Raw genomic sequence first — 6,500 nt, 5'->3', positions numbered from 1 at the left:
GCCGCCTCCACCGCACCCCGCCAGCAGGCCGGCCAGGGCGAGCGCCACCGCGCCGGTGGCGGCGGCCAGGGCCCGCGAGCGCCGCGACGCGTGTGCATTGCGAAAGGCCATCGGGTCCTCCTGGCGTCCGCGGTGGCGGACAGTGCTGATCGGTTTTTTTCGGGGCGGGGGCGGGACGCTCGCCCGCTACTGGATGAAGCCCATGCCGCGCGATTCGCGCACCTCGGGCTTGATGCGATGCTCGGCTTCGAGCTGTTCGAGAAACTCCGCCGCCGAGAACTCGGCCGCGAGGATGTCGGTCTGCCGCTTCACGGCCGCGAAGTCGCCCGGGCACAGCTGCGACAGCAGCGCCAGGCGCGCGCGCACCTCGCCGGAGAGCAGGGCCGCGTCGCCCGCGAGCGCCTCGGTGACGAACATGCGTTCGCGCTGCGCCGCGGTGAGCGGCATGAACTTGATCTTGAAGGTGAAGCGCCGCAACGCCGCCTGGTCGAGCCGGTCGAGCAGGTTGGTGGTGCACACGAACACGCCGCGAAAGCGCTCCATGCCCTGCAGCATCTCGTTGACCTCAGTGACCTCGTAGGTGCGCTGCGCGCCGCGCCGGTCCTGCAGGAACGAGTCGGCCTCGTCGAGCAGCAGCACGGCCTTCTCGGACTCGGCCTCCTTGAACATGGCGGCCATGTTCTGCTCGGTCTCGCCGACGTACTTGCTCATGAGGTCGCTGGCCTGCTTGACGATGAGCGGGCGCCCCACGGCCTTGGCGATGTGCTCGGCCAGCGCGGTCTTGCCGGTGCCGGGCGCGCCGTAGAAGCACAGCGTGCCGTGGCCGCGCGCCTTCAGCGCCTCGACGATGCGCGGGATCTCAAAGCGGGTTTCGACGTGGAGCATGTCCAGGTCGTAGGTGGTGACGCTGCGGCGCTCGGCCGGGCTCTTGTCGAGCGTGCCGAGTGCGAGATCGGCGTTGCGCAGCTGGCGCTCGATGAGGGCCTCGACCGAAGCCTCGTCGGTCTTGGCCAGGCCGGCGAAGCGCACGGCGGTGCGGATCTGCGCGGGCGTGAGGCCCTTGCGCTCGGCCAGCTTGGCGGTGAAGGCCTCGGACACGACGACGCCCTCGAGCGTCTTCTTGACGAGCTGCTCGCGCGCGCCGGGCGGCGGCGACTTGAGCTCCAGGTGGTAGGCGAAGCGGCGGCGGAAGGCCGGGTCGATCTGCTCGATGCGGTTGGTGACCCACAGCGTGGGCACGGGGTTGGCCTCGAGGATCTGGTTGACCCAGGCCTTGCCGCTCACGCTGCCGCTGGCGGGCGCGGGAATCTGCTCGGCGCGCGCCATGAACTGCGCGGCCTCGGTGCTGATGGGCGGGAACACGTCCTCGACCTCGTCGAACAGCAATGCCGCCTGCGCGCTGCCCTTGAGGAACACCTGCGCGATCTGCAGCGAGCGGTAGCGGTCGCGACCGCTGAGCGAATTGCCGTCGCGGTCGGCGTACTCGACCTCGAAGAGCTCCAGGCCCGCGGCCTGCGCGACCACCTTGGCCAGCTCGGTCTTGCCGGTGCCGGGCGGGCCGTAGAGCAGCACGTTGACGCCGGGCTCCTTGCGCGCAACCGCCGCGCGCAGCAGCGTGACGAGCATCTGCGCGTCTTCCTGCACGAAGGAAAAATCGTGCGGCGTGAGCGCGCTCTTGGCCGAGGGTCGCGTGAACACGGCCATCAGCTCGTTGTGGTCGCGGTACTCGCGCATGAGCACGGGCGGCAGCTTCTCGCTGACCTTCATGAGGTCGGCGAGGTCGGTGATGTTGTGCTCGGAAATGAGGTTCTCGACCAGGCCGATGCGCTCCAGCCGCGAGCCCGCGCGCAGCGCCTCGCCCACCTCGCTCGCGTTGACGCCCGCGATGTCGGCGATGGCGGCATAGGCCTCGGGCGCGTTGTTGACCTTGAACTCGACCAGCAGCGAGCGCAGGTCGCGCTGATAGCGCGCGAGCGTGCCGTACAGAAGCAGCGCGCGCTCGGCCTTGTTGAGCTGCAAGAGGCCGGCGAGCGCATCGATGTTCTTCTCGACCAGCGTGGACTGCTTGCGCAGCGCGTGCGTGAGCCAGTCGCGCGTGACGGCCAGCACCGAGAGCAGGTCCTTGGGCTGGTCTTTCGCGTACTCGTCGAGGTAGAAGAACAGCGTGCCTTCTTCATACGGGCCGCGCCACACGCCGTGGCGTTCGAGCAGCGTGCGGCCGTCGAAATCTTCGACGCCCTTCCACGCTTCGTTGCCCGCACAGCGGCGGCCCAGGAACTCGCGCAATCGCTGCAGCACCGCGGCGGGCCACACGAGGTGGCGCCCGGTGAGCGAGAGCAATCCGTTGATATCGCGCCGCACGTTGAAGCGCGGCCCCTGCTTGGCGGCGAGCGTGAGCACGAAGTGCGAGCACATGAGCTCGAGCACCGGTGCTTCCTTGAGGCCGGGCGAAGGCAAGGCCTGCCCGCGCACCGCAGCAGCCACCACATCGACACCCGCACGCTTGACCATCAGGCAACCTCCTGCGAGGAAATACTTGGAGCGACCATAACGCAGACTTTTGGCTTCGGGAAGACGCCGAAAGAGTAAAAACCCTGATCCGCTGGATTCCAGCCACAATGCGCGCCATGGTCGGAATCGAAGCTATCCGTCGCGCCGCGGCGCGCCTGCAGGGCCAGGTGCTCAACACGCCCTGCGTGGAGTCGCGCACGCTCTCTGAAATCGTGGGTGCGCAGGTGTTTCTCAAGTTCGAGAACCTGCAGTTCACGTCGTCGTTCAAGGAACGCGGGGCGTGCAACAAGCTGGTCGATCTTTCCGAAGGCGGCACGCGCGGCGTGATCGCCATGTCGGCCGGCAACCATGCGCAGGGTGTGGCTTATCACGCGCAGCGGCTGGGCCTGCGCGCACTCATCGTGATGCCGCGCTTCACGCCCGGCGTGAAGATCGAGCGCACGCGCGGCTTCGGCGCCGAGGTGGTGCTGCACGGCGACACGCTCGACGCGGCGCGCGCCCATGCGCTGGCACTGGCCGAGCGCGAAGGCCTGACCTTCGTGCACCCCTATGACGACGAAGCCATCATTGCCGGCCAGGGCACGATCGCGCTCGAGATGCTCGACGCAGTGCCCGATCTCGACACGCTGGTGGTGGCGGTCGGCGGCGGCGGGCTCATCGCCGGCATGGCCGTGGCGGCGCGCGAGATCAAGCCCGGCATCGAGATCGTCGGCGTGCAGACGCAGCGTTTTCCGGCAATGGTGAATGCCGTCAAGGGCACGCACCACGCGCAGGGCACGAGCACGATCGCCGAGGGCATCGCGGTCGGCACGCCGGGCGTGCTGACGCGGGAGATCATCGCCGCCAAGGTCGACGACCTGCTGCTGGTGGACGAAGGCGACATCGAGCAGGGCGTGCTGATGCTGCTCGAGATCGAAAAGACCCTGGTCGAAGGCGCGGGCGCGGCCGGCCTGGCGGCGCTGATCCGGCACCCGGAACGCTTTCGCGGCAAGCGCGTGGGCCTGGTGCTGTCGGGCGGCAACATCGATCCGCTGCTGCTCGCGGCCATCATCGAGCGTGGCATGGTGCGCGCCGGGCGGCTCGCCCGGGTGCGCGTCAGCGCGCGCGACGTGCCGGGCTCGCTGGCCCAGATCACGGCCACTGTAGCCGAAGCGGGCGCTAACGTCGACGAGGTGCACCACCAGCGCGCCTTCACCATGCTGGCGGCGCAGAATGTCGACGTCGAGCTGGTGCTGCAGACGCGCGGCCGGGCCCACCTGGCGAGCGTGTTGAGTGCCCTGAAAGACGCCGGTTTCGAAGCGGTGGAGCAGCACTGAGGGCTCCTCGCAACCCCCTAGACCCGCCGACGGCGCCTCGCCGGTAAAATGGCGGGAGTTTTGTCATTTGCGGTTGACTGCATTTGATGCGTTGTCATTTGCGTATTCGAGGTATTTCCCGATGTCCCATCCCACCCCCGCCGAGCACGGCCACGCTGCCGCCGCCGAACATGACGCCGTCGAATCGGTCGTTCACCTGATGCCGCTCGTGCTCCCGCTGGCTGGCGGCGTGCTGATGCTGCTGCTGGCGTCGATCGCCGTTTTTCTCGCCTGAACTGACAGGCTTTCGCGCTTTTGTCCGCGGGCTGTGCGGCCCGCGTTGACGCAATCTCCCGAAGCGAAACGTTTTCTCAAACGGACCTCCGTGCCTGGTCAGGCGCGGCGCCCCGTTCGGAAAGACGATTTTTCAACTTAGGAGATTTCCGATGAACGCACCCACGATGAAGGGCCTTCCCATTCAGGCGCCCTCATACGTCAAGAACGCCAAGCTGATCGCCTGGGTGGCCGAGATGGCCGCGCTGTGCAAACCCGACGCCATCCACTGGTGCGACGGCAGCAAGGAAGAATACGACCGCCTCTGCCAGCAACTGGTCGACGCCGGTACCTTCAAGAAGCTGAACCCCGCCAAGCGCCCGGGCTCGTTCCTCGCGATGTCCGATCCGAGCGACGTGGCACGCGTCGAAGACCGCACCTTCATCTGCTCCGCGCAGAAGGAAAACGCCGGCCCCACCAACAACTGGATGGCCCCGGCCGAGATGCGCGCGACGCTGCAGCCCTTGTTCGACGGCTGCATGAAGGGCCGCACCATGTACGTGGTGCCCTTCAGCATGGGCCCGCTGGGCTCGCCCATTGCACACATCGGCATCGAGCTGTCCGACAGCCCCTACGTGGCCGTCAACATGCGCATCATGACCCGCATGGGCAAGGCCGTGTACGAAGTGCTGGGCACCGATGGCGAGTTCGTGCCCTGCGTCCACACCGTGGGCGCACCGCTCGAGGCCGGCCAGAAGGACGTGACCTGGCCCTGCAACACCACCAAGTACATCGTTCACTACCCCGAGACGCGCGAGATCTGGAGCTACGGCTCGGGCTACGGCGGCAACGCGCTGCTGGGCAAGAAGTGCTTCGCGCTGCGCATCGCCTCGAACATGGGCCGCGACGAAGGCTGGCTGGCCGAGCACATGCTGATCCTCGGCGTGACCAGCCCTGAAGGCAAGAAGCACCACGTGGCCGCCGCCTTCCCGAGCGCCTGCGGCAAGACCAACTTCGCGATGCTGATCCCGCCGGCGGGCTTCGACGGCTGGAAGGTCACGACCATCGGTGACGACATCGCCTGGATCAAGCCGCAAGCCGACGGCACGCTGCGCGCCATCAACCCGGAAGCCGGCTACTTCGGCGTGGCCCCGGGCACCAACGACCTGACCAACCCGAACTGCATGGCCAGCCTGCACCGTGACGTGATCTTCACGAACGTGGCGCTGACCGACGACGGCGACGTCTGGTGGGAAGGCATGGGCGACGCGCCCGCGCATTGCATCGACTGGCAAGGCAAGGAGTGGACGCCGCAGATCGCCAAGGAAACCGGCGCCAAGGCCGCCCACCCGAACGCGCGCTTCACCGTCGCCGCCACCAACAACCCCGCGCTCGACGAAGCCTGGGACGATCCGAAGGGCGTGAAGATCGACGCCTTCATCTTCGGCGGCCGCCGTTCGACGACCGTGCCGCTGGTCACCGAAGCCCGCAACTGGGTCGAAGGCGTCTACATGGCCGCCACGATGGGCTCGGAAACCACCGCTGCGGCCGCCGGCCAACAAGGCGTGGTGCGCCGCGACCCGTTCGCCATGCTGCCGTTCATGGGCTACAACATGAGCGACTACTTCCAGCACTGGCTCGACCTGGGCAAGAAGCTGCAAGCCTCGGGCGCCCAGCTGCCGAAGATCTACACGACCAACTGGTTCCGCAAGGGCGCGGACGGCAAGTTCGTCTGGCCAGGCTACGGCGAGAACATGCGCGTGCTGAAGTGGATGATCGACCGCGTGGAAGGCAAGGCGACGGAAGGCGTCGAGCACATCACCGGGGTAAGCCCGCGCTATGAAGACCTGAACTGGACTGGGCTGGATTTCAGCGCCGAGCAGTTCGCGACGGTCACGAGCATCGACAAGGCGGCTTGGCAGGCCGAGCTGAAGCTGCACACGGAGCTGTTCCAGCAATTGGCGCACCATCTGCCGAAGGAACTGCCGGAGACGAAGGCTGCGATTGAGCAGCGGTTGGCGGCTTAATTAAGTAAGGTAAGCGCTGCTCGTGGGCTCATGAGGCCTGCGAAGTGCGGGCTTTGAAAGCCCAATAGGAAGCCCGATGAGCTCATCTCATCGGGCTTTTTTTGTTTTAGGCACTAGTCAGTTGGCGCCTCTGTAGTTGAAGCGTCTTCGCGGATGTCGAGCGCGCCTTGCATACGGCGCGCAAGCGGCTGTCTGGCTTGGAGCGAGACCCTGAGAAGCATGCGCGTCACGCGATGAAGGTGCTGATGAAGTTCAAGTTGCTGGAGCTGCACGCGGTGTCGCACGCGGAGTGGGGATCGTGGCTAGCCGGGACGCCGTATTTCGAGCTGATTCGAGCTCGATTCTTTGCCGGTGAGTCGCTGGAGGCTCTGACGGGAGAGCTGCTTGCAGAGCT

Annotated in this window: 4 protein-coding genes; 3 read left to right on the top strand and 1 reads right to left on the bottom strand. The window is 66.9% G+C overall.

What is annotated here, in order from left to right; genetic code table 11:
* Positions 1-186: 186 nt before the first annotated feature.
* A complete protein-coding gene (locus tag AC07Y4_RS32425) occupies positions 187-2,511 on the bottom strand; it encodes an ATP-binding protein (RefSeq protein ID WP_369645832.1) in 2,325 nt (774 codons plus the stop codon).
* Positions 2,512-2,627: 116 nt separating this feature from the next.
* Between AC07Y4_RS32425 and AC07Y4_RS32420 the strand changes: the two genes are divergently transcribed.
* The 3 genes from AC07Y4_RS32420 to AC07Y4_RS32410 all read left to right on the top strand — a co-directional run bounded on the left by AC07Y4_RS32420 (position 2,628) and on the right by AC07Y4_RS32410 (position 6,106).
* Positions 2,628-3,827, top strand: a complete 1,200-nt coding sequence (locus tag AC07Y4_RS32420; RefSeq protein ID WP_169805105.1) for a threonine ammonia-lyase — start codon at positions 2,628-2,630, stop codon at positions 3,825-3,827.
* Positions 3,828-3,948: 121 nt separating this feature from the next.
* Positions 3,949-4,101, top strand: coding sequence for a hypothetical protein (locus AC07Y4_RS32415; protein WP_169805104.1), 153 nt, complete (start codon positions 3,949-3,951; stop codon positions 4,099-4,101).
* 151 nt (positions 4,102-4,252) lie between these two features.
* Positions 4,253-6,106: a phosphoenolpyruvate carboxykinase (GTP) gene (locus tag AC07Y4_RS32410; protein ID WP_139703565.1), complete on the top strand. Its 1,854-nt coding sequence runs from the start codon at positions 4,253-4,255 to the stop codon at positions 6,104-6,106.
* Positions 6,107-6,500 lie beyond the last annotated feature (394 nt).

The sequence above is a fragment of the Variovorax sp. GW460-12-1-14-LB1 genome, from assembly GCF_059423605.1.
The sequence above is the reverse complement of the archived record's forward strand: the minus strand, read 5'-3'. Positions and strand labels throughout refer to the sequence as shown.